This window comes from Poseidonocella sp. HB161398 (assembly GCF_005870025.1).
In the GTDB taxonomy this organism is placed as follows: domain Bacteria; phylum Pseudomonadota; class Alphaproteobacteria; order Rhodobacterales; family Rhodobacteraceae; genus Mangrovicoccus.
The window spans coordinates 1-1,639 of sequence record NZ_VATA01000208.1; the positions used below are offsets into that span (position 1 = coordinate 1).

At 71.0% G+C, this 1,639-nt stretch carries 2 protein-coding genes; both read left to right on the forward strand.

All coding sequences use genetic code 11. The annotated features are described in order from the left end of the window. The first annotated feature begins 74 nt into the window (after positions 1 to 74). Entirely contained in the window at positions 75 to 932 is an 858-nt protein-coding gene (locus tag FGX59_RS36775) for a putative selenate ABC transporter substrate-binding protein (RefSeq protein WP_370296518.1), read from the forward strand. Continuing rightward, a complete protein-coding gene (locus FGX59_RS36780; RefSeq protein ID WP_138473466.1) occupies positions 929 to 1,591 on the forward strand; it encodes an ATP-binding cassette domain-containing protein in 663 nt (220 codons plus the stop codon). The genes FGX59_RS36775 and FGX59_RS36780 overlap by 4 nt, the downstream gene beginning before the upstream one ends. Positions 1,592 to 1,639 lie beyond the last annotated feature (48 nt).

Consider the following 1,639-nt stretch of genomic DNA (forward strand, 5'->3'; position numbering starts at 1 on the left):
GACCGGGACGTTCCCCCTAGAAGAGCGGCGACGGCCATCGGCCGATACCCTCAAGCTGTGACCGGATGCCAAGAATGACCTTTCTCCGCCTTGCGACCCTCGCCTCCGCGCTGATGGCGACTGCTGCCTCGGCCGATACGCTCTATTTCTCCGCCATTCCCGACGAGGACGAGACGGCGCTGGTCGCGCGCTTCTCCAAGGTGGCCGACTACCTCGAGGGCGAGCTCGGCGTCGATGTCGAATTCGTGCCGGTGAAATCCTATGCCGCCTCCGTCACTGCCTTCCGCAACGACCAGATCCAGCTCGCCTGGTTCGGCGGGCTCACCGGCGTGCAGGCGCGGATGATGACGCCGGGCGCGCGCGCCATCGCCCAGGGCGTCGAGGATCCGACCTTCATCACCTATTTCATCGCCAATACCGCCACCGGGCTGGAGAAATCCGACGCGTTCCCGATGGACGCCAAGGGGCTTTCCTTCACCTTCGGCGCCCAGACCTCGACCTCCGGACGCCTGATGCCCGACTACTGGATCCGCGAGGAGACCGGTGGCGCGCCGGAAGAGTTCTTCTCGCGCGTGGGCTTCTCGGGCGACCATTCGCAGACGCTGCGGCTCGTCGCCTCCGGCGCCTGGGATGTCGGCGCGCTGAATTTCGCGGTCTATGACAAGGCCCTGGCCGAGGGCGCGCCGGAGACCGAGACCGCCAAGGTGATCTGGCAGACGCCGCCCTATCCCGACTACAACTGGACCATCCGCGGCGATGTCGACGAGCGCTTCGGCGCGGGCTTCGCCGACAAGGTCCAGGACGCGCTGGTCGGCATGACCGATCCCGAGCTTCTGGCGAGCTTCCCGCGGGCGGGCTTCATCCCGGCGGCGAACGGCGATTACGAGCCGATCGAGGTCACCGGCCGTGCGCTGGGGCTGCTCGAGGAATGACCCTGCTCCGCCTCCGGGACGAGACGCTGGGCCATGACGGCCGCGCGGTGCTCTCGGAGGTCAGCCTGGAGCTGGCGCCGGGCGAGCGCGTCGTGCTGCTCGGCCGCTCGGGGGCGGGAAAATCGACGCTGCTCGCGGCCGCCCATGCGCGGCTGCGCGCGGCGCACCGGGTCGCGCTGGTGCCGCAGGAGCACGGGCTGGTGCCGCAGCTCACCGCCGAGAAGAACGCGCTGATGGGGCGGCTGGACGACCAGGGCGCGGCGTCCAATCTGCGCATGCTGCTGAGCCCGCGGGCGGCGGACCGCGCGGGCGTGGCCGCGGTGCTGGAGGCGCTCGGGCTCGAAGACCAGGCCCGCCAGCGGGTGGAAACGCTGTCGGGCGGGCAGAAGCAGCGCGTCGCGCTGGCGCGCGCCTTCTGGCGCGGCGGCGCGGTGCTGATCGCCGACGAACCGGTCTCGGCGCTGGACGAGACCCAGGGCGCCGCCGTGCTGGGCCAGATCGCCGAGCGCTTCGAGACTGCGCTGGTGGCGCTTCATGACGTGGCGCAGGCGCGGGCCTTTGCCACGCGGATCGTCGGGCTGGCGCGGGGCCGCATCGTGCTCGACGCGCCGTCCGACATGATCGACGATGCCAGGATCGCGGCGCTCTATGGCGGCTGAGCGGCTCTCGCGCAGCGGCGTCGCGGCGGGCTTCTGCCTGGCGGCGGC

What these genes read in the sequence shown, in the direction of transcription:
- FGX59_RS36775 (WP_370296518.1), top strand. Translation starts at nt 75, where the DNA reads ATGACCTTTCTCCGCCTTGCGACCCTCGCCTCCGCGCTGATGGCGACT.
- FGX59_RS36780 (WP_138473466.1), top strand. Translation starts at nt 929, where the DNA reads ATGACCCTGCTCCGCCTCCGGGACGAGACGCTGGGCCATGACGGCCGC.